Origin of the sequence: Pedobacter endophyticus (assembly GCF_015679185.1) — a bacterium.
In the GTDB taxonomy this organism is placed as follows: domain Bacteria; phylum Bacteroidota; class Bacteroidia; order Sphingobacteriales; family Sphingobacteriaceae; genus Pedobacter; species Pedobacter endophyticus.
Genome location: NZ_CP064939.1, coordinates 858,508 through 879,701, shown reverse-complemented (window position 1 = coordinate 879,701; position 21,194 = coordinate 858,508). Strand labels below are relative to the sequence as shown.

General features: G+C 43.9%; 11 protein-coding genes. 9 read left to right on the top strand and 2 right to left on the bottom strand.

Annotation, left to right across the window (positions count from 1 at the left end):
* The first annotated feature begins 147 nt into the window (after nucleotides 1-147).
* The gene (locus IZT61_RS03505) at nucleotides 148-663 is read left to right on the top strand and encodes a glutathione peroxidase (RefSeq protein ID WP_196099813.1); all 516 of its coding nucleotides are present in this window, start codon (nucleotides 148-150) and stop codon (nucleotides 661-663) included.
* A 237-nt stretch (nucleotides 664-900) separates the two neighbouring features.
* Here the strand turns inward: IZT61_RS03505 and IZT61_RS03500 are convergent, their stop codons facing one another.
* Both IZT61_RS03500 and IZT61_RS03495 read right to left on the bottom strand, forming a co-directional pair.
* Nucleotides 901-1,737: an MBL fold metallo-hydrolase gene (locus IZT61_RS03500; RefSeq protein WP_196099812.1), complete on the bottom strand. Its 837-nt coding sequence runs from the start codon at nucleotides 1,735-1,737 to the stop codon at nucleotides 901-903.
* Between the two features lie 607 nt (nucleotides 1,738-2,344).
* Entirely contained in the window at nucleotides 2,345-3,361 is a 1,017-nt protein-coding gene (locus IZT61_RS03495; protein ID WP_196099811.1) for a LacI family DNA-binding transcriptional regulator, read from the bottom strand.
* Between the two features lie 163 nt (nucleotides 3,362-3,524).
* Here IZT61_RS03495 and IZT61_RS03490 point away from each other — a divergent pair, with 163 nt between their 5' ends.
* From IZT61_RS03490 to IZT61_RS03455, 8 genes are all read left to right on the top strand, one after another.
* Nucleotides 3,525-3,665 carry a hypothetical protein gene (locus IZT61_RS03490; RefSeq protein ID WP_196099810.1) on the top strand — a complete coding sequence of 47 codons (141 nt, stop codon included), beginning with the start codon at nucleotides 3,525-3,527 and terminating at the stop codon, nucleotides 3,663-3,665.
* Between the two features lie 149 nt (nucleotides 3,666-3,814).
* Nucleotides 3,815-6,994, top strand: coding sequence for a SusC/RagA family TonB-linked outer membrane protein (locus IZT61_RS03485; protein WP_196099809.1), 3,180 nt, complete (start codon nucleotides 3,815-3,817; stop codon nucleotides 6,992-6,994).
* 4 nt (nucleotides 6,995-6,998) lie between these two features.
* Nucleotides 6,999-8,711, top strand: a complete 1,713-nt coding sequence (locus IZT61_RS03480; protein WP_196099808.1) for a RagB/SusD family nutrient uptake outer membrane protein — start codon at nucleotides 6,999-7,001, stop codon at nucleotides 8,709-8,711.
* A 36-nt stretch (nucleotides 8,712-8,747) separates the two neighbouring features.
* On the top strand, nucleotides 8,748-11,822 hold the full coding sequence (locus tag IZT61_RS03475) for a SusC/RagA family TonB-linked outer membrane protein (RefSeq protein WP_196099807.1): 3,075 nt from the start codon (nucleotides 8,748-8,750) through the stop codon (nucleotides 11,820-11,822).
* Nucleotides 11,823-11,833: 11 nt separating this feature from the next.
* Nucleotides 11,834-13,555, top strand: coding sequence for a RagB/SusD family nutrient uptake outer membrane protein (locus IZT61_RS03470; RefSeq protein WP_196099806.1), 1,722 nt, complete (start codon nucleotides 11,834-11,836; stop codon nucleotides 13,553-13,555).
* A gap of 869 nt (nucleotides 13,556-14,424) precedes the next feature.
* Nucleotides 14,425-16,254, top strand: coding sequence for a glycoside hydrolase family 2 protein (locus tag IZT61_RS03465; RefSeq protein ID WP_196099805.1), 1,830 nt, complete (start codon nucleotides 14,425-14,427; stop codon nucleotides 16,252-16,254).
* 534 nt (nucleotides 16,255-16,788) lie between these two features.
* The gene (locus tag IZT61_RS03460; protein ID WP_196099804.1) at nucleotides 16,789-17,880 is read left to right on the top strand and encodes an endo-1,4-beta-xylanase; all 1,092 of its coding nucleotides are present in this window, start codon (nucleotides 16,789-16,791) and stop codon (nucleotides 17,878-17,880) included.
* 8 nt (nucleotides 17,881-17,888) lie between these two features.
* Nucleotides 17,889-20,111, top strand: coding sequence for a glycoside hydrolase family 3 N-terminal domain-containing protein (locus IZT61_RS03455; RefSeq protein ID WP_196099803.1), 2,223 nt, complete (start codon nucleotides 17,889-17,891; stop codon nucleotides 20,109-20,111).
* The last annotated feature ends 1,083 nt before the right edge of the window (nucleotides 20,112-21,194 follow it).

Sequence of the window (21,194 nt, the reverse complement as noted above, 5' to 3'; positions counted from 1 at the left end):
GAATAGATTTTTATGGATTTTTTGATGTTTTACTGAACAATGAGATTTCGAAATGGCTTTAAAAGTGATTGTTTTTATTTTAATTTACACCAAAACCACACAAGTGAAAACTATTTGTAGCTATCTTCGTATATAAAAATTAAAAAAATGATAAACACAATCCTTATCCTATTGAACTTTTTGGTAACTGCGCCCCCAAAAAATGTTTACGATTTCAGCTTCAAAACAATTGATGGCAAAGAAGTCAAATTATCGAAATTTAAGGGCAAAAAAATCCTGATTGTGAATACAGCTTCTAAATGTGGTTTTACCCCGCAATACGAAGATTTAGAGAAATTGCATAAGCAATATGGTAAAAAGGTGGTGGTTATTGGCTTCCCGGCAGGAAATTTCGGCGGACAAGAATTTTCGACAAATACGGAGATTAAGGAATTTTGTACTGGAAAGTATAACGTTTCGTTTATGATGGCCGAAAAAAGCAGCGTTAAAGGCGACGACATCAGCCCGCTGTTTAAATACCTTACTACGCAAACGAATACAGAGGAGCAGGGCGACATTAAATGGAATTTTGAGAAGTTTTTGATCAACGAAAAAGGGGAGTTGGTGCACCGTTTCCGCTCTAAAACAAAACCGTTAGATGCAGCACTTGTAAAAAATCTTTAGTTATTAATTGCATCTTTTGTGATGCACGAATGGGCATTGGTGAGTTGCGTTGGGCTTTTTAGCACAGGCGATACATCCTTTGCCCATTCTTTGTTTAAGGCTGCCGCACAAAAAAACAGGCAAAAAGAAAGGGGCCTAAATCCATAAGCCCCAAATAAACCAAACAAACTATTTATGAAGTATAGATATAAACCAACTACGAGAAAAAAAGTTTCGACGGGGAAAGATTTTTTTTAATTAAAACAGGTTTAATTGTTCTGGTTGGTATGCGCTCGGATTAAAATGATAAGCTACACTGGCTTCAACACTGGCGCTTACAAAATACACTTCAGTTTCTTCAAACCTCGAGGCCACCTTAATCAGCGTTTCGCCAGCTACCTGTTTAAATAGATTTTCGACTAAAACGGGGTCGTTATTGTCTTTTGATAAGTGACTAAGCAATAAGTGGGTCATATACTCCGGTCGGTGGTTTAAAAACAGTGCTAATGCTTGTGCATTGCTCAAATGTCCGTGGCCGCCCATAATCCGTCTTTTTAAAAAATAGGGGTAACGCCCGTTTGATAGCATGTCCGAATCGTAATTGGCCTCCAAAAATGCGGCATGGCATCTTTTAAAGTGTGTAATTAAGCGATCGCAAACCGAGCCAATGTCGGTAAAAACCCCAACCCGCACACCGCTGTGCTCTACGGTAAACGAATACGGATCGGCCGCATCATGAAACTTCGAAAAGGCCGTAATTTGCAGGGCCCCGACTTGTATGTTCTGACTATGGGCTAAATCATAAATCAGGTGTTCGCTTAAAAGAAGCCTGCTGCTTTTAAGCGTAGCTGCGCTGATGTAAACGGGTAGCTGATACTTTTTGGCAAAAACAGCCAGTCCTTTAATGTGATCGCTGTGCTCGTGAGAGATAAAAATAGCCTTAACCTTCGCAATGGGTAAGCCAAGTCTGGCCATCCGCTTTTCTACCTCTTTGCAGGTAAGCCCAACATCTACCAAAATAGCTTCATTATCGTTACCCACATAGTAACAATTGCCATTACTGCCCGAATTTATAGAGGTGAAATAAAGTGCCATTAAGTGTGCAAGTTACAGCTAATTTGAGTAATGAGAAAGTAAAAACGAATGATTCAGTTGGCAGTTAGCAGTTTTCAGTTAGCAGTTTTCAGTTCGCAGTTGATGAAATGTAACGCTGTCATCCTGAGTTTTAATTTATTGCATAAAAATCAATATGAATGACGTTTTTAAAGCGGTCGTCATTGCCCCAAAGGGGCTACTTTGTAGCGAGGCACAGCCTGTCCCGACCTTTCGGGGAAGCAATCTATTCTGCAATAAAGTTGCTAATGAGATTGCTTCAATCGATAAAAAATCGATCTCGCAAAGACGAAACGTCAATGGTAGTATAGCGAAATGAACTAATGAACCAATTCACAATTAAGTCATCCGATGAATATGTACAGCATGCCGATATTCATCGGATGACTTCAAATGAACTAATAAACCAATTCACAATTATCAATTCACAATTAAGTCATCCGATGAATATGTACAGCATGCCGATATTCATCGGATGACTTCAGTGAACTAATGAACCAATTCACAATTACCAATTCACAATTAAGTCATCCGATGAATATGTACAGCGTGCCGATATTCATCGGATGACTTCAAATGAATCAATGAACTAATGCACCACCAACTTACAATCCACCATTACCTTTTGATAATCTTCTATTTGTATTTCTTTATTAATTAATTGCAACAGTAGCCTCATGGCGTTTTCGCCAACCGATTCGGGGTTTTCCTCTATGGAAGCGATGGGCGGAGAATCGAGATAGCTGATAAAAGAAGTATTGCCAAAACCGATGCACTCAATGTCGCTAAACTTAGGGTAATTGATCGATTTAAGGTATTTAATGGCATCGAATAATATCGGTTCTTTAAAAGCAACCAGCGCTGTGGGATTTTGATCTTCGTTTGCGAACAGGTTTTTTATAGCCGAAATGGTATTTTCCTTATCAAAATCGGTGTAAGCAACCAGTTCCGAAGAGAAAGGTACATTGTTATCTTTCAATGCGTTGATATAACCATTAAAGCGGTCGTGCGTAAAATTGATCATTTTTGGGCCGCCCAGATACGCGATTTTCTGGTGTCCGCGGTCGATCAGGAATTTTGTTGCCTGGTAACAACCCTGAAAAGTGTTGCCCAACACCTTGTGGCAGTTGAGGTTAAAGCTCGGGTTTCGGGTATAATAAACCACCGGAATGCCCATGTTTTCGAACTGATCGAGGTGCGAGAAATCTTGTGTGTGCTTTGAAATGGCTACGATTAAGCCATCCACGCGACTTCGGAGCAGCATATTGGCCGATTGAATTTCTTTTTGCAAGTCATCGTGCGTTTGACTGATGATAATATTATACCCATTTTGGGTGGCAAACTGCTCTACGCCGTAAATGCTCCGCGTAAAAAAATGATCCAAAAGATTTGGTAAGATGATACCAATAATCCGCGATTTTTTTTCCTTCAGATTTATGGCCGATTTATTTGGGGTAAAATGTAAATCCCTGGCCATTTCCTGAACACGTTTCTTTGTGTACTCGTTAATGGTGGGATAGTTATTTAATGCCTTTGATACCGTTGATACCGACATCTTTAACTTCTCAGCAAGAAATTTAAGGGTAATGGGCGTGTTATTCTTCATCTTTTCCAATCTCAATGCATAGATAAGAAAAAAAACGCAATTATTTCAAACGTTTGAAATGTAGTTTCAGGTCGATTTGTGCTGTTTTAAGCTATTTTAAAACGATTTTATGTATTTAGCTTTCCTAAATTCGTTTTCCCTAACATATGCTAACCAAATTAATATGATGAAATCATTACCTGCACATCCCGATTTACGAAATTCCATGTTTTACGAAACAGATCTTGTTAAGTCACTAAGCGTTTTTCTGTATCCAGAATATTACGTTTCTACGGTAAAATCGTATCATTTTTACGATTCTTAAATTCAATTTTTTTTGTCTTTGATGTTGCGCTCCAAACCGCAAGATAATACAGAATTTTGCCCATTTCGAATGGTTCATCCGCCGTACAAATGATCGCAATCTTTTTAACTACGCATTAAACTTTTAACTGAATATATTTTTTTAAAATTATGGATAAACTTTACATGTTGAAGCAGGATTTTCCATACGCCGCACTCTTAAAGGTTAAGCGGTCAAAGATCCTGTATTCGTTAACCTTCCTTTTATTCATTACCTTTTCTGCCTTTGCGCAATCGACAATTACAGGTACGGTAAAAGATAGTAAGGGAATTACCTTGCCGGGCGTTAGCGTTCGCGTAAAGGGGACGGCCGTTGGCGCCGTTACAGATAACGATGGAAAGTTCTCGATCAGGGCTGCCGATAACAGCACCTTAACCTTTACCTATATTGGTTATGTAACTAAAGAAGTTGCCGTTGCCGGCAAAAGCACTGTAACCGTTGTGCTCGACGATGACTCGCAAGGGCTTGATGAAGTGGTGGTTGTGGGTTATGGTGCGCAAAAGAAATCGACCCTGACCGGGGCAATTGCTCAGATTAGTAGCGAGGAGATTATGAAATCGCCAACGCCCAACCCAACAAACAGTTTAGTTGGTAGGTTGCCGGGTTTACTAGCTACGCAAACCAGTGGCCAGCCGGGTGCCGATGGTGCACAGCTAAAAGTGAGGGGGGTAGCTACGTATGGCGCAAATAATGCGGCCATTGTTGTGGTAGATGGGGTAGAAAGACCGAGCTTTTCTGACGTTGACGCCAACGAGATCGAAACCATTACCGTGTTAAAAGATGCCGCCTCAACTGCCATTTATGGTATTCGTGGCGCAAACGGAATTATCGTAATTACTACAAAGCAGGGTAAAATTGGTGCGCCGAGAGTTACCTATACCGGAAATTATGCACTGCAAACCTATACCGGGCTTGCCGTTGGGTTGCCTGCGTTAGAGAACGCTACATTGCTCAATCAATCGTATATCAACGACGGAAAACAGCCGTTTTTCTCTGATAGTGACATTCAGAAGTTTCGCGATAAATCAGATCCGATTGGTTATCCCGATGTACAATGGTTCGATTATCTGACCAAAAAATATTACAGCCAAACGCAACATAACATCAACATCAGCGGCGGTACAAAAATAGCCAAATACTTTGTTTCGGCGGGTTATGCCTTTCAGGATGGAATTTTCAAAAAGTTCGATTCGCCGTATGGAATAAACACGGTACCGAATTATAACCGTTATAATTTCCGTTCAAACATCGATTTAAACTTGAACAAGGATTTCACCGTAGGCATTAAACTGGGCGGGCGCTTTGCCAACCGTTATCAGCCAGCCGGCTTGTTATCATCATCTGCTTTCTCTTACGATACCATTGAGGGGATGATTTCTCGTATTCTTCAGGTGCCTGCGTATGCTTATCCGGTAACGCTGCCGGATGGACGGATTACCGCAAACCCGAATATTGGTACCAATATCTGGAATCCTTACGCGGTGTTAACCCGCTTTGGAACCCGTAACGATGACAACAACACCATCGAAAGTACCTTTAACTTAAATTATAAGCTTGGCTTTATTACCAAAGGATTGGGCTTTAAAACCGTATTCGGTTACGATTCTTATTACAACAACATTGAGCGCAGAAACGCCAACTGGGCTGCTTATGTATATAATCCTGCAACTGGCCAGGCCACATTATCAACCGATACCCGTAACCGTGATGAACCTTTGGGCGCTGTGCAGAACGGCGGCGTAACCGAGGGAAGTACAAACATGAACTTACAGGTTGGTTTTGATTACAACCGCGATTTTGGTAAACACAACGTGGGCGCTTTGCTTTTGGGTACAAGGCAGTTGATCAAATCTACAGGTACAACAGCGTTTACTGCGCCGCCAAGAGCATCGCAAGGTATTGCCAGTCGTGTTACTTATAATTATGGTGAGCGTTATTTTGCAGAATTCAACGCCTCATACAATGGATCGGAGAATTTTGCGGCAGGTTTGCGTTATGGTTTCTTCCCGGCGGTGTCGGCAGGATGGACCTTAACAAACGAGGCTTTTTGGAAAAAGAACAACATTTTAACCTACTTTAAGGTTAGAGGTAGCTACGGTTTGGTGGGTAACGACAGGATTTCGGAAAGTCGTTTCTTGTTCCTAACGAATTATTCTACCTATACCACAACAACCGCCGGGGGGCAAACTGCACCTTTCGGTAACCCACTTTCAATTACCAATTATCCAACTTTGTTAATCAGAGACCCTCAGTTTTTTGGTGCAAACGGCAACGATTTAGGTAACGACAAGGTAACCTGGGAAACGGGAACCAAGCGCAACATTGGTTTTGAGGCCCGAATGTTGAAAGACAATTTAAAGTTAACCGTCGATTTCTTTGATGAAACCCGTAGAGACATTTTAACCCAATCGCTAAGCGGCCTGGCGCTGTTTGGTCACACTTATCCGAACCTGAACAAAGGAATTGTATATAACAAAGGATATGAGGTTGAACTCGATTATCAGAAACAGATTGGAAGTGTAACCGTGGGCTTAAATGCGCAGGTAAGTTATGCCAAAAACAAGATTTTGGAAAACGATGAGCCTGACGGCCTTCCTTTTTCTGCAGCCAGAAAAGGAACAAGCGTTGGCCAGTTCTTTGGTTATAAAACCGATGGATTTTATCAATCGGCGGCCGATATTGCCGCTTCGCCAAAATTGCAGGGCTATAGCCCAATTCCCGGCGATTTAAAAATGAAGGATTTAGATGGCGATGGAGTGGTTACCAGTTTAGATCAGGATAAAATTGGCTATACCAACACGCCCGAATATGTGTACAGTTTCAGCCCGCGGGTTATTTACAAGGGATTTACCTTTTCGGTATTATTTCAGGGCGTGGCCCACGTAAGTTCGAACGTAATTTTAAGCGAGCAAAACAACGGCCAACAGATGTATGAATTTATGCTCAACGCCTGGACACCTCAAAATGCAGCTACCGCAACCTGGCCAGCTTTGCACGCCCGCGGAACGGCATCATTAAACTATGCCCTTAACGATTTCACGCTGCAAAATTCTGCTTATTTGAAAATCAGAAACGTTGAGCTGGCCTGGAATCTGCCAAAGCAATGGTCGTCGGCCATAAAGCTCAGCAACGTTCGCCTCTTTTTGCAAGGCCAGAACCTTTACACCTGGACCAAGTACCGGTTTTATGTCGACCCGGAGAACGTAAATACCATTAACACGGCGTTCCCGCTTCAGGCCCTTTATCCAACTTCGAAGGTTTACAATTTTGGTTTAAATGTTCAATTCTAAGAAAATGAAAAACTACAAAATATTTACAGCAATCGTGCTTTTAACGCTCTGTTCGCTTTCTTGTAAAAAAGATTACCTCGAGCGTACACCCGGCGTTGCGATTAGTGAGGATGAAATTTTTGCTGATCCCGCTTTAGCTGCCCGCTTCGCAGATAACGCTTACAATTACCTGATTACCAAATATGTGCGATTTAACGATCACCGTGGGAGCACTTCACAGGCTTCAGATGAGGCAGTTTCAGGAAACTCCGAAGGTTCGGTAACGTCGTTAAATCGGGGTTTATATCACGATCATTCTAACGGCCCATCGTTAAACGATATTTATGGCGTATGGAAACTGATGTACGCCGGCATTGCCGTTCAAAATAAAATGCTGGCCAGAATTGGCGACGTGCCGCCATCTCCGAATGCAAGTGTGCCAATTTTCGACCCGAAAAGGGTAGAGGGCGAGATGCACTTTTTAAGAGCCTTATCGTATTTTGAACTGACCAAAAGGTTTGGCGGCGTACCTATTGTTGATAAGGTGTATAGCGTAAATGATGACATTAACCTGCCACGCAGCACGTTTGCAGAGGTTACGGACTTTATTCTTAAAGATTTAGAAGTAGCGCTGACAAAATTAGGCACTGACGCCGATTACGGCCCATCAAACTACGGCCGCCCAACCATCGGCGCAGCACAGGCCTTAAAAGCACGGGTTTTATTGTATGCAGCAAGCCCGTTAAATAATCCTTCGAACGATAAATCGAAATGGCAACTCGCCGCAGATGCTGCCAAAGTTTTAATGGATGGAAGATACGAATTGCAACCATCGTACACCGATTTATTGAACCTGCCATCGTCTCCCGAGTACATCATGATCAGAATTAAGGGAAATACTCCGCTTTCGGGCGAAATGATGCAGGATTTTTCAATGTCGCCCGGCTCTGGTGGTGCGCAGGGACAAATGAACCCAACGCAGAACCATGTCGATATGTACGAAATGGCTAATGGAAAGCCAATCAGCGATCCAACTTCAGGTTATAATCCACAAAAACCATACGAAGGTCGCGAGCCACGTTTTTACGATAACATTATTTATAACGATAGACCGTGGCAAGGTGGCAAAATCGAAATGTGGTCGACGCTAACCGCCGATGGCAAAACGGTTTACGGTAAAGATTATAACCCAACCATTACCTATACCGCCACACGTTACTATTGCAAAAAATACTGGCCAGAGGTTTACCGAACTGTTGGCGGCAGTACAACTTTGCTAAACTACATTTATTTCCGCTATGGCGAAGTAATACTGAATTATGCAGAAGCGCAAAACGAGGCCGTTGGGCCCGATCAATCGGTTTACGATCAGTTAATCGCGATCCGCAAAAGGGCAGGCATTTTACCCGGAAGCAATAATCTTTACGGCTTGAAAGCCAACATGACGCAGGATGAAATGAGAACGGCAATAAGACATGAGCGTGCCATAGAACTGGCTTTCGAAGATCACCGCTGGTACGATATTATGCGCTGGAAAATTGGCGCACAAACCATCGCCGTGCCAATGAAAGGAATGGATGTGTTTAAAAATGCAAACGGAAGTTTCACGTACACGCCAATTGTGTTAAGCTCAACATTTCAAAAAACGTGGACTGAGGCGCAAAATTTATACCCGATTCCGCGTGCCGAGATTTATAAAAGCAAAGGTGTATTAACACAAAATCCGGGTTGGGAATAATTGATTGTATCGTATCACGCTAAAAGATTTTTCAAAATGAAATATATAAAATCGAAATATTTGATTTGCCTGTTACTCATGGCGGCAGGAATGCTGAATGTTTATGGGCAAACACCTGATGAAAACCTCACCGTAATTGGTAAGGTTGTAGATCAGGATAAAAAACCGTTACCTGGAGTGACCATTTCTATTCAGGAAGACAAAACCAATCGCTCGGTTAATACCGATGCCAACGGAAGCTTCACCATCGAAGCCACTTCGAGCGATGTGCTGGTGTTTAAATTTGTGGGTTACGGAACTGTACTTAAGCCAGCCGGAGAAGTAACCAAAGCCGATGTAGTGTTAACTAAAGCTTTAATTAACGCAGGCGACGACGATAACGTGTACATTCCGTTCGGTGTGCGCAAAAAAAGGGAAGTTACCGCTACCATTAGCACCATTACCACCGAAAACCTGCCTCAAATTCCATCATCATCATTAACCAATGTGTTTACCGGGCGCTTACCAGGGCTTGCGGTTTACCCCAGCGGCTCGCAGCAACCGGGTTACGATGTATCGAGTCTTTTAATCAGAGGCCGATCATCGTACAACAGCAATCAAGAGCCGTTAATTTTGGTCGATGGAATTGAAAGAGATTTCACAGCAATGGATTTGGGCGAAATTGAAAGCGTAAGTGTTTTAAAAGATGCGGCTACCCTGGCATGGTATGGCATGTACGGCGCCAATGGCGTAGTGTATGTAAAAACCAAACGCGGCAGTGCAACCAGCACCAAAGTTACGTTCGATGCCCAGGCCGGCTTACAGGCGCCGCTTCAAGTAACTGCACCCTTGGATGCCTATTCGTACGCAACCTTATATAATGAAGCTTCGATAAACAGCGGCGGAACAGCAGTTTACGATCAAACGGCGTTACAGGCTTACCAAACAGGTTCTGACCCGATTAAATACCCCAACAATAATTTTGTAAGGGATTTTACAAAACAAGTGGCGCCAACTCAGCGTTACGTGGCCTCGGTAACCGGCGGAAATGCATTTATTAAATATTATACTTTATTAAGCGCCTACCAGCAAGGCGGTTTTTACAAGGGCGGAAATAACGAAACTTACGATGCCAATACCGATTTTAACCGGTACAACCTGCGCACCAATCTTGATTTGCACGTAAACAAAAACTTGGATGTAGCCTTGGATATCGGCGGAAGGATTACCAATTTAACCTTCCCCAATGCCGGAACAGGAACGTTTTTAAACACCGTTTACTCAACGCCAGCTAACGCCTTTCCGATCTTAAATCCCGATGGCTCTTACGGTGGAACTTCAATTTTTACACAGAGCAACCCGTTGGCCATGTTGCAGGCACGTGGTGCAAGTACCGATTTAATGCGCAACATGATTGCCACCATTAGTGCCCGCCAAAAAATGGATGGCATTTTGAAAGGCTTATCGGCCGAGGTTTTCTACGCTTATGATATTGCTGGCTTGTACCGTTCGGGCTTTGCCGAAACCTACGCCACTTCAGTATTAAACGCCGATGGTTCATACTCGTCATTTGGTACCGCAAGCAAGGTAAACTACCAGGGCAACGCATTTTCGGGCAATGTTAAAAAAAGCGAGTTATGGGCAGGTTTAGATTATAACAGAACCTTTGGACAAAGCGACATCAAATTTTCAACCCGTGTTTCAAGAGCCAACTATTCTACTTTTGGCAATTTAGATATTCGTAGAGAAGGCTGGTCTAACCGCCTGTCGTACGGCTTTAGGCAGCGCTATTTTGTCGATTTGACCGCCAATTACTCAGGTTCTGAAAACTTTGCGCCGGGCCGGAGATACGGTTTCTTCCCAGCGGCATCTGCAGGCTGGATCTTATCTGATGAAAGCTTTATGAAGGGATCGACCACGTGGTTAGATTTCTTAAAAATCCGCGGATCGTACGGTTTGGTGGGCAACGATGCCATTGGCTCGGCCAGACGTTTTGCCTTTAACGATTTCTTTAGCAGAAGTACAACAGGCTACACTTTCGGCACCTCGTATACCGGGGTTGGCGGAACAGGTCAACTGGCTTTGGCAAACCCATATTTAACCTGGGAAAAAGCTTACAAAACCAGTTTGGGCTTTGATGCAAAATTATTTAAACAAGCGTTATCAATCAGTGCCGATTACTTTTACGAAGATAGAAAAGACTTAACCACAACATCGCTTTTGCCAAGTTTATTGGGACAGAGCTTAATTTATGTAAATGAGGGAGAGGCAGAATACCGCGGCTTCGAAACCGGAATCAACTATAACAAAAAGATAGGAGCGGTAGACCTCAACATTTTCGGAAACTACACGTATAATGTAAGTAAAATCCTTGCCATTAACGAGGCGGCGAACTTACCAGCCTATCAAAAACAATTAGGCCACCCCATTTCGAGCGTAATTTCTCCGGCAGCAACCGCAACAACAGCAGCTGGTTACATCAGCACGATGTTGATCTCTGATGGAATTTTCCAAAATCAGGCACAGATTGATGCATCACCAAAACAATTGCTATCGAGAGATGTAAAACCAGGCGACATTAAATATGTTGATCAAAACGGCGACGGTTTAATTAATGATCTGGATAGGGTTAGAACCGATTTTAACTTTGTGCCGAAAGCTTATTTTGGTTTGGGTGCTTCGGTTGCCGTTAAAAACTTCGACTTAAACTTTTTATTTCAGGGTACAAGCGGTCGCTCAATCAGTATTCAACAACTCGTAAATGCCGGAAACACCAACAACGGTTATTTAAACCAGTTTAGTGTAGACCGGTGGACGCCAGATAATCCGGGTGCAGCATACCCACGGTTGTTGCTAACCGATCGCGGCAACAATACCGCCAACTCCGATTTTTGGATCCGCTCGGGCGATTATATCAGGCTTAAAAATGTTGAGCTCGGCTATTCACTATCATCAGCGTTTATTAAACGATTAAAAATAGCACAGTTGCGCTTTTATGTAAGTGGATTGAATTTGTTAACATTCGATAAATTAGGCGATTTGCCTATCGACCCGGAGTTGCCAGAATCTGGTTATAACTCATCTTATCCATACATGAAAATTTATTCATTCGGGTTAAACCTCAAATTTTAAAAGAGAAAACAATGAAAAAAAATATATTTTATCTGGCGCTTGCCCTTGTAGCACTACAAATTGCAGGATGTAAAAAAGATGGATTTCTTCAAGATGGATCTTTTAGCGGGGGAAATGATATTACGCAGGCGCAATTGTGGGCAAACCCCGATTATGCACGAAATTTCCTCAACAACGTTTACTCGGTACTTTCCGATCGCTACAATGTAGATAACGGTGGCGCCATGTTTGCCTCCGCATCAGATGAGGCGGTAAATTCGAATCAAAACTCATCGATAACCACCATAACTAACGGAACATGGAGCCCGGTAAAAACATTTGATGATGTATATGCAGACATGTACGTCGGCATCCGCAAGGCCAATATGTTTTTAGAAAACGTTGATGGAAGTGCTGTTATTCCGCTCGATGAAACCTTGCCGGCAAATAATCCTGCTAACCAAACCTATGCTTCACAGGTAGATCGGTTAGAGGGGCAGGCCTATTTTTTAAGGGCATTTTTCCAGTTCGAATTATTGAAGCGTTACGGAAGTTTCCCTATCGTTACCCGCACATTAACTGTTGATGACGATTTGGATTTACCACGCAATACCTTCGATCAATGTGTAGCGCAAATTTCTGCCGATTGTGAAGAGGCGATTTCTCGTTTGCCACTGTCGCCTTCTGAATGGAGCACTGCCCACAGGGGAAGGGCCACGCAAACCGCCGCAATGGCCTTAAAGGCCCGGCTTTTACTGTATGCCGCCAGTCCGCAATATAACCCAAACAACGATTTAACCAAATGGCAAGCTGCTGCAGATGCTGCCAAACGTTTAATGGACACCGGAAAGCACAGCATTTACAGCTCTTATCCTAACATTTGGTTATGGAACAATGGCGCCTTCAATTCTGAAACCATTTTTGCAACACAAACATTAAATACAAATACTATTGAGCAGAACAATGCCCCAGTCAGTTACGATGCCGCAAACGGAAGAACCAATCCAACGCAAGAATTGGTAGATGCCTTTGAAATGAAGACAACAGGCAGATTAATTTCTGATGGTGCTTCGGGTTATGTAGCCACCAATCCGTACGCCAACCGCGATCCGCGTTTAAATTTCGCCATTATGTACAATGGTTCGACCTTTAAAAGCAAACCTGTAGAAACTTTTGTAGGTGGCAAAGATGGGCTGAACTTGAATGTAAACGCCACCAAAACCGGTTATTACATGCGCAAATATTTAAGTGAAAATGCCGCCTGGGCTTCAACCACAACCAATGTTCGTCGCCCGTGGATTTTCTTCAGGTACGCAGAAGTATTGTTAAACTATGCCGAAGCACTTAACGAAGCACAAGGCACCGCGGCTCAGACCGAAATTTTACGCTTGTTAAATTTGATCAGAAATCGAGCAGGTGTAGCTATGCCCGCTTTACAAACTACCAATCCGGCAGGAAATGGTTATGTAATTTCTTCACAGTCCGAACTGAGAAAAAGAATACATAATGAGCGCCGCGTAGAACTTTGTTTCGAAGAACATCGTTTTTACGATGTACGCCGTTGGAAAGAGGGCGAAACCACCTTTAATAAACCGGTAACCGGAATGCGTATTGCCAAAACGGGCGCAACAACCTATACTTATACGCCCTTTACGGTTGAAAACAGGGTTTTTACGGCTAACAACTATCTTTTTCCAATAGCACAAAACGAATTAAATAAAGCGCCGGGTTTAGGGCAGAACCCGGGTTATTAAGCCTCTCCCTGACAAAGACAGTGGTTGTTGTTCTGGCAGTACAAGTCCCTCTCCGGGAGAGAGGGAAACAAAGGACAGAAGTAAAAAGCCGTAACGCAGAGAGGAAGAGGTTAAAGAAAGTGGTTTGGGGCGGAATCGGGGTTATCAAAAACCTCTCCCTGTTAAAGAAATTGGGTTGGCTTGTTACTCCTTCTCCCTCTCCTTGAAGAGGACCTGTCCCGACTTTTCGGGAGGGATGAACAGACAAGAGTAAAAGCCGTGCGTTCACAGACAAGCCCAAAAGTGAGCGTGTGCGGGCAGGCAGAGTTCTGTGGCAGTAGTAAACAGATTCTTCGCTATGCTCAGAATGACAAGGAGTTTAAAACTTCACCCTGTTAAAGTTTGGGTTAAAAGCAAGAGCCTTTGTTCCCTCTCTTCAAGGATAACTTGTCCCGATTCTTTATTGGGAGGGATAGTACAACAGAGATAAAGCTGTAACGCAAACAGGGAGAGGCTTAAACAACTTCGCTACCTCGCTGCCGGTAGCGGGACGCTTTCATAGTAGTTATGAAACCTCGCTGCCGATAGCGGGAAGCTTTCATAGTAGTTATGAAACCTCGCTGCCGGTAGCGGGAAGCTTTCATAGTAGTTATGAAACCTCGCTGCCGGTAGCGGGAAGCTTTCATAGTAGTTATGAAACCTCGTTGCCGATAGCAGGAAGCTTTCATTATAGTTTTGCCATTGACGTTGTTATTTAGCTTTAGTTCGCGTAGCGGCTTACTAACAGTTTGTGAAACCAAAATAATTCAGCGCTCTGATTAACTTTCGAGACACTTAATTAATTGTTAGTTTTGAAAACGATCAATTAATTACATATTAAAAAATACATTATGCTTAAATCATCCTATAGCCTACTTTTAATTTGCTTATCGCTTCTTACTTCAGCTAGTTATGCACAGGTCGCTGCTATACAAAACATTCAGGGCCGTAAAATCCAAAGTTTAAACGGAAAGTGGAACTACATCATCGATCCGTATGAAAATGGTTATTACGATTATAGGCACGACCCGTTCGATCAATCGAAGACGGGAACCGGGGGTTATTTCGACGATAAAGTGCAGAAAGACAAGTCGGAATTGATTGAGTACGATTTCGATCACTCCCCACAAATGAACGTTCCCGGCGACTGGAATTCTCAATCGGAAAGACTCGAGCTTTACGAAGGAAATATCTGGCTGCGCCGGAAATTTGATGCAAAACCCGAAAAGGGAAAGAAATACTACGTTTACTTTGGTGCCGTAAATTACGAGGCGCACGTTTACTTAAACGGTAAAAAACTGGGCGTACACAAAGGCGGTTTCACCCCGTTTCAATTTGATGTGACCGGGAACCTCAAAGCCGGAGAAAACTCAATCGTACTAAAGGTTGATAACATCCGCAAGCAAGATGAAATTCCAACCGTAAACACCGATTGGTGGAACTATGGCGGCATCACCCGCGATGTGTATCTGGCCGAATTTCCAGATCATTTTATCAGCGATTATAAACTGCAATTGGTAAAGGGAAACAACAATCTGCTAAGCTTTACCCTAAAATTGAGCGATGCTACCGCCAATCAAGATGTAACCCTCTCTATTCCGGAGTTAAAGTTGGAAAAGAAATACAAAACTGATTCCGAAGGAAAAATTGCCGACGATTTCACTTGGAACAACCTCAGCTTCTGGTCGCCCGAAAGCCCGAAATTGTATGCCGTAAACATCAAAACAGATAAAGAAGACATTAACGATAAGATCGGTTTCAGAACCATTCAGGTTGATGGCGACAGCATTTTGCTAAACGGTAAATCGGTTTTTTTACGTGGCATTTCTATTCATGATGAAAACCCTTTGTTGGCAGGTCGTTTACGCTCAGAAGGCGATATGCGCATGATGTTGCAATGGGCAAAAGATATGAACTGTAATTATGTTCGCCTGGCGCACTACCCGCATAACGAAGAAATGATTCGTTTGGCCGATGAAATGGGTCTTTTGGTTTGGGCCGAGGTGCCGGTTTACTGGACCATTAGCTGGACCAATCCTGCAACTTACGCCAATGCCAAACAACAGCTTACCGATTTAATTGTTCGCGATAAAAACCGGGCAAGTGTTATTGTTTGGTCGATTGGCAACGAAACGCCGCTGAGCAGCCCACGTTTGAGTTTTATGACCAACCTTGCCGAAACCGCACGAATGCTAGACGATACGCGTTTGGTTGCTGCCGCTTTGGAGGTTCACCGCGAAGGGAATAACATTATTTTGAATGATCCTTTGGGCGAAAAAATCGATTTGGTAAGCTTTAACGAATATGCAGGCTGGTACTGGGGCGGAAACCCATCAGAAATTACTAAATACAACTTCGATATTAAGTACAAAAAGCCGGTTGTAATTACTGAATTCGGTGGCGACGCTTTGGGTGGCTTCCATGCCGATGAAAATACCCGCTGGAGCGAGGAATATCAGGAGGCCTTATACAAAAATCAAATCACCATGTTAAGTAAAATTGGTGCCTTACGCGGAATGACGCCCTGGATTTTGGCCGATTTTAGATCGCCAAGGAGACAACATCCCATTTACCAGAATTTCTGGAACCGTAAAGGTTTGATCAGCGAAACCGGTAAAAAGAAAAAGGCCTTTTATGTGCTCAAAGATTTTTACGATCAAATGCAGGTTAAATACAAATAAGATGAGTATGGAATGACGTAAAAAGGAACCGCCCTCCCAACGGGATGCCTTTGGCACTTGCCTCCCGAAGAAATCGGGAGGACTTGGACAGTGCTAATCTGAAGCTTTTGCAGAACCAAATGTTTGTGCAGTTGCTACTCCCCTCCTAATTTAGGAGGGGTTGTGCCAAAGGCATCCCTTTGGGAGGGGTGGTTAGCCTGTAGCGCTGCTTCTCAGTGTTTTGCAAAATAACATCAATGGTAGTTTTAATTTATTAGATAAAAACAATTTGGAATGACGTTTATTATTCTTTCCGTCTTTCCCGCGCCCGCCTGAACGGACTGGCACGCAGGCGGGAATCTTAAAGCTAAGCTAAGGCTTTTCCTTTCGCTTTAGGATTCCCAATTAAATTGGGAATGACGACCGTTCATGTAGCGCCTTATACAACAACGAGACGCATAAAAACGTCAGTGGAAGTTTCAGGCTCGGACAAGATTTAACAATAGGAGATAGTATCAAAGACAAAAAAATGAGAAACAAAAACGCAGGAAAAAAATGAAAACATCAACGAAAATTAGTCTCGCTTCAGGTTTATTACTATCTATTTCCCTTTTGAGCATCTCTTGTGCCAAATACAAAAGTACAAGCATCGATCCCGGCACGGTAACGCCAACCAAAACCGAAGAAGTTACATTAAAAAGCGCCATGCCATTTCCAATGGGTGCTGCGTTAAATGTAAGCTTACTCAAGTCGAACACTAATTATCGGAACCTCACAATAAAAGAATTTAACAGCGTAACGGCAGAAAATGCCATGAAATTTGCATCGCTTCACCCCAGCAAAGATACTTACACCTGGAGCGATGCAGATTACCTGATTGATTTCGCCAACGCCAACGGCATGCGTGTTCACGGCCATACTTTAAACTGGTACAAATCGTTGCCAGATTGGGTAAACAATTTTCAGGGCACAACAGCCGAATGGGAAAACCTCTTAAAAACCCACATTCAAACCGTAGTCGGCCACTTTAAGGGCAAGGTAGCCTCTTGGGACGTAGTTAACGAAGCCATTGCCGACGACGGAACAATCAGAAACAGCATTTGGGTGCAAAAACTCGGGGCAGATTATATCGGCAGGGCTTTTCAGTACGCACACGAGGCCGATCCGAATGCGCTGCTTTTTTATAACGATTATGGACATGAATTTGGCCCCACCAAACGCACAGCGATTTTAAATCTGGTAAACAGTTTAAAAAGCAAGGGCATTCCGATTGATGGAATCGGGCTGCAAATGCACACCAGGGTTACCCAAACCGATGCCAATCTGGCGACGGCAATTACAACCGCTGCAGCAACAGGTTTGAAAATCCATATTTCTGAAATTGATATTGCCCTAAACCCCGATAATACAGCCGGAGCTACCTACACAACTGCGTTGGCCGATCAGCAGGCCGCAAAATACAAAGCCATCGTAAAAGCCTATAATTCCATTCCAAAAGCACAACAATTTGGCATAACCCAATGGAATGTAACCGATGCCGACAGCTGGATTCCGTCTAACTACAATCGCCCCGATTGGCCGTTGCCGTTTGATGCCCAATATCAACGCAAACCTGCTTACCAGGGGATTTTAGACGGTATTAAATAGAAAAAAATATGAAAAGATATATTCCTTTAGCCTTTATATTAACCTTGCCTTTCTCGGCTGCTTTGGCGCAAAACAAAAAGATCGAAAGAAAAGTGGATTCGGTGTTAAAACTGATGACGCTTGATGAAAAAATCGGTCAGCTTAACCAATACACAGGAGATCGGGATGCCACGGGGCCGATAACCAATAATCCGAACAAACTAAAAGATATCAGAGATGGTAAACTAGGCTCGATGCTCAATGTTCGTGGCGCCAAAGAAACCCGCGAAGTACAAGAAGTGGCTATGCAATCGAGAATGAAGATTCCCTTGCTTTTTGGTTTAGATGTTATCCACGGCTACCGCGTGACGTTCCCAATTCCCTTGGCCGAGGCCGCAAGTTGGGATTTGGCAGCGATGGAAAACGGGGCGAGGGTTGCAGCGAGAGAAACAGCCGCTTCAGGCGTACATTGGACATTCGCTCCGATGGTTGATATTGCCCGCGATCCGCGTTGGGGAAGGGTAATGGAAGGCGCCGGAGAAGATACTTACCTCGGATCGAAGATTGCGTTCGCCCGCGTAAAAGGTTTTCAAGGTGCTGGTTTGGGTAATCTCGACGCCATTATGGCCTGCGCAAAACACTTCGCCGCTTATGGCGCTGCAATTGCAGGGCGAGATTACAATGCTGTTGATATGAGCGAGCATACCCTTTGGGAAACCTATTTGCCGCCATTTAAAGCCGCACTTGATGCAGGAGCGGCTACATTTATGAACTCCTTTAACACCTTGAACGGAATTCCTGCAACGGGAAACGCCTATTTACAACGTGATATTTTAAAAGGTAAGTGGAAATACACAGGCTTTGTAGTAAGCGATTGGGGCTCGATCGGCGAAATGGTAGATCATGGCTTTGCAAAAGATAAGAAACAGGCCGCAGAACTTGCCATAAACGCCGGGAGCGACATGGACATGGAAAGCAGAAGTTATCTGCCGAACCTTGCCAAACTCGTAGCCGAGAAAAAAGTTTCCGTGGCGTTAATTGATGATGCCGTTCGCAGAATCTTGCGCAAAAAATTCGAATTGGGTTTGTTCGATGATCCATACCGTTTTAGCAACGAGGCCCGCCAGGAAAAAGAGTTAAACTCAACAGAAAATAGAAAGGCTGCTTTATCAATGGCCGAAAAAAGTATTGTGCTTCTTAAAAACGAAAAACAGCTCTTGCCTTTATCAAAAAGCCTGAAGAAGATTGCCGTTATCGGTCCGTTGGGCAAGTCTGAAAAAGATATGCAGGGTTTCTGGTCTATTGCCTGGGAAAATGATCAGCTCGTTTCGTTATATCAGGGATTAAAAAATAAGCTTGGCAACAACACCGAGTTGCTTTATGCAAAAGGTTGCGAAATTGCAGATTCTTCGAAAACAGGTTTTGCCGAAGCGGTGCAGGTGGCCAAACAGGCCGATGTAATTGTAATGGCCGTTGGCGAAACTTTAGATATGAGCGGTGAGGCCAAAAGCCGGGCGCACATTCGCATTCCAGGCGTTCAGGAAGATCTGATTAAGGCCGTACAAGCCACCGGAAAGCCCGTTGTGGTGTTGGTAATGGCGGGCCGTCCGCTTATTTTCAATTGGACAGCCGACAACGTTCCCGCCATTATGTACACCTGGTGGTTGGGAAGCGAAGCCGGAAACGCGATGGCTAATGTGCTGTTCGGCGATTACAACCCAAGTGGCAAATTGCCAATGACTTTTCCGAGGGATGAAGGGCAGATTCCGATTTATTACAATTACTTAAGCACAGGCCGCCCTGCTAAAAACGATAAAGATACCCGCTACCGCTCGGCTTATTTAGATATGCCGAACAGCCCGAAGTTCGCATTCGGTTACGGCTTGAGCTACACCACTTTCGATTACTCAAACCTAACGTTAAATAAAACGCAAATGGGAATGAATGATAAAATTGAGGTGAGTTTTACACTTAAAAATACAGGAAAATATGATGGCGAAGAAGTAGTTCAGTTGTATCTGCAAGACAAGTTTGCGTCGGTTGCCCGCCCGGTGAAAGAGCTTAAAGACTTTCAAAAGGTGATGTTGAAAGCGGGTGAGAGCAGAACGATAAACTTTACGATAGACAAAGAGAAACTGTCGTTTTACAACCAGAAACTGCAATGGGGAGCCGAAGCAGGCGATTTCAAATTGATGATTGGAACAGCTTCGAATAATATTAAACTGGAGAAGGATTTCAGCCTGACCCTTTAAAAGTTAGTGGCTTTTGTACTGGCAATGCAGGCGCCAACCATGAACGGTCGTCATCCTCAGCTCGACTGGGGATCTTAATGCAAGGTAGGAAGTTACAGGCATTACTCCCGTACGTACGGGACCGCCTGCCTGGGAATGACGAAGGTGGCGGTGCCGTTAGAGAGTTTTGTGCTAAAGGAAAGCGAAACGAAGGATTTGGGATGACAGGTTTTTCGCCGAATCGTCATTGCCCCAAAGGGGCTACTTTATAGCGAGGCCGGGTTTGTGTGAGCTGAAGCAATCTGATTTGCGAAATGAGATTGCTTCGTGCCTCGCAATGACGATCTTTCTAATTTCTGTCATTGGTAGCTTGTACCGATAGCAATCGGTAGGGGATCTTACCGCGAGGGGGGAAGTTACAGGCATTACTCCCGTACGTACGGGACCGCCTGCGCGGGAATGACGAAGGTGGCGGTGCCGTCGGAGAGTTTTGTGCGAAAGGAAAGCGAAACGGAAAGGGCGTAGCGCATAAACGCCAACCATGAACGGTCGTCATCCTCAGCTCGACTGGGGATCTTAATGCAAGGGGGGGAAGATATAAGCATACGATTCCCGCCTGCGCGGGAATGACGGAGGTGGTAGTGCCGTTGGAGAGTTTTGTGCGAAAGGAAAGCGAAACGGAAAGGGCGTAGCGCATAAACGCCAACCATGAACGGTCGTCATCCTCAGCTTGTACCGATAGCTATCGGTAGGGGATCTTAATACAAGGGGGGAAGTTATAGGCATTACTCCCGTACGTACGGGACCGCCTGCGCGGGAATGACGAAGGTAGCGGTGTGGTTGGAGAGTTTTGTGCTAAAGGAAAGCGAAACGAAGGATTTGGGATGACAGGTTTTTCGCCGAATCGTCATTGCGAGGCCGGGTTCGTGCGAGCCAAAGCAATCTGATTTGCGAAATGAGATTGCTTCGTGCCTCGCAATGACGATCTTTCTAATTTCTGTCATTGGTAGCTTGTACCGATAGCTATCGGTAGGGATCTTAATGCAAGGTAGGAAGTTACAGGCATTACTCCCGTACGTACGGGACCGCCTGCGCGGGAATGAC

Bases quoted from the DNA above. Each gene is read 5' to 3' on its own strand.
- IZT61_RS03505 (WP_196099813.1), top strand. From the start codon at position 148: ATGATAAACACAATCCTTATCCTATTGAACTTTTTGGTAACTGCGCCC.
- IZT61_RS03500 (WP_196099812.1), bottom strand. From the start codon at position 1,737: ATGGCACTTTATTTCACCTCTATAAATTCGGGCAGTAATGGCAATTGT.
- IZT61_RS03495 (WP_196099811.1), bottom strand. From the start codon at position 3,361: ATGAAGAATAACACGCCCATTACCCTTAAATTTCTTGCTGAGAAGTTA.
- IZT61_RS03490 (WP_196099810.1), top strand. From the start codon at position 3,525: ATGATGAAATCATTACCTGCACATCCCGATTTACGAAATTCCATGTTT.
- IZT61_RS03485 (WP_196099809.1), top strand. From the start codon at position 3,815: ATGGATAAACTTTACATGTTGAAGCAGGATTTTCCATACGCCGCACTC.
- IZT61_RS03480 (WP_196099808.1), top strand. From the start codon at position 6,999: ATGAAAAACTACAAAATATTTACAGCAATCGTGCTTTTAACGCTCTGT.
- IZT61_RS03475 (WP_196099807.1), top strand. From the start codon at position 8,748: ATGAAATATATAAAATCGAAATATTTGATTTGCCTGTTACTCATGGCG.
- IZT61_RS03470 (WP_196099806.1), top strand. From the start codon at position 11,834: ATGAAAAAAAATATATTTTATCTGGCGCTTGCCCTTGTAGCACTACAA.
- IZT61_RS03465 (WP_196099805.1), top strand. From the start codon at position 14,425: ATGCTTAAATCATCCTATAGCCTACTTTTAATTTGCTTATCGCTTCTT.
- IZT61_RS03460 (WP_196099804.1), top strand. From the start codon at position 16,789: ATGAAAACATCAACGAAAATTAGTCTCGCTTCAGGTTTATTACTATCT.
- IZT61_RS03455 (WP_196099803.1), top strand. From the start codon at position 17,889: ATGAAAAGATATATTCCTTTAGCCTTTATATTAACCTTGCCTTTCTCG.